This is a genomic window from Streptomyces phytophilus (genome assembly GCF_013870535.1).
Classification (GTDB): Bacteria; Actinomycetota; Actinomycetes; order Streptomycetales; family Streptomycetaceae; genus Streptomyces; species Streptomyces phytophilus.
The window spans coordinates 1-1,431 of record NZ_JACBXC010001442.1 but is presented as its reverse complement, the minus strand read 5'-3'; the positions used below and the strand labels follow the sequence as shown (position 1 = coordinate 1,431).

Here is a 1,431-nt window from a genome sequence, read left to right as displayed (position 1 = left end):
TCAGGGAGTCCCCGCGGTCCTCGCCGGCGGAGTCCCGGTCCCCGCGCCCGCCGTCGCCCGGCCGCTCCGGACTCCGGGGCAGCCGCGCGATCTTGGGCACGAAGGGCAGGCTCGGATCCGGCGAGGCGTCGGTCTCGCCGATCAGCGCGCGCGCCTCGTCGTCGACGGGCTGCACGAGCCGGCGCGGCGGGTCGTACGTCCAGCCGGCGCTGTGCGGCTCACCCGCGACGCGGTAGACGAGCAGCACCTCCCAGGTGCCGTCGTCCCGGCGCCAGGAGTCCCACCGCGAGGAGTCCTTCTCCGCGCCGCGCATCATCAGCCGCTCGGCGACCGCCTCGCCCAGCGCGGGACCGGCGCTCTCGCCGGGCCGCCGCAGGGGCGTCTTGCGGGCCCGCTCGGCCATGAACGCGCGCTCCGCCAGCACCGGGCCCTCGAAGCGCCGCACGCGGTCGACGGGGATCCCGGCGAGCGCGGCGACCTCCTCCGCGGACGCTCCGGCTCGTATCCGGGCCTGGATGTCGCGGGGCCGCAGGTGGTTCTCGACCTCGATCTCGATCTGCCCGAGCCGAGCACGGTCGTTGCGCACCGCGGCGCGCAGACGCTCGTCAATCGGAAGGGTGTACTCCGTACTGTCCGCAGCCTTCAGCACCAGCCGTGTGCCGTCGTTACTGACCGCCACGACACGCAGTTCGGGCATGGGAACCTCCCGGTGGTGCCTGCCGACGTTCGGTGCGTCGCTGCTCTTTCCGCTAGTCGAGTGTGGCCTGCCCGGGTGCAGCCTGCCACAACATTGCTGAGTTGCCCGGCGTGTCGGGTCTTGGAACCCGATGCGCCGTTATGACACGGTTACGCATTTGCAACGCAGCGGCCGTGATCGCCGCCGTCGGACGGACACCGGAGCACTGGCTCGCCCACAGTACTCCATTCGAGCCATGCGGGTGGACCGGCGCGCCACCGAACGCGGAACGCTGCACGGCAGTTGAGTCTGCCTGTTGCGCCCCGGTTCGATCAAGAGGTGCGTTGCATCACAGAATCCCCGGAATCGGAACTAACGGGTCCGTCCGCGCGCTCGTCCAGGAGGGCGGGAGGCCAACGGAGCGATCTTGGGATGGAGATGCGGAGCACGGCGGACAGGACGGCGGACGACACGGGACAGGAGCGCCGGAAGGGGCGGATCGAACTCAGCGGCGCCCAGGTCGCGGGCGGTGCGTCGGCCACGATGGTGGCCGCGTTCCTCGCGTCCAGCATGGGCGTGTACGGCACGATCATCGGCGCCGGCGTCGTCAGCGTGGGCGCCACCGCAGGCGGCGCGCTCTTCCAGCACGTCTTCCGGCGCACCGGTCAGCAGCTGAAGGACGCGGCGGTCGCGGCGCCGAAGGCGCTGCACAAGCAGGCGGTCCCGCTGCACACGCCCGTACGCAACCGGGCCGA

Annotated in this window: 1 protein-coding gene and 1 pseudogene; one reads left to right on the top strand and one right to left on the bottom strand. The window is 72.0% G+C overall.

Features of this window, described 5'->3' with window-relative positions:
* On the bottom strand, positions 1–697 hold a 697-nt coding region (gene sepH, locus H5J30_RS33165; protein WP_258563665.1), incomplete at its 3' end, for a septation protein SepH.
* A gap of 411 nt (positions 698–1,108) precedes the next feature.
* Here sepH and H5J30_RS33160 point away from each other — a divergent pair.
* Positions 1,109–1,431 (top strand): annotated as a pseudogene (locus H5J30_RS33160) (hypothetical protein); the annotation flags it as partial.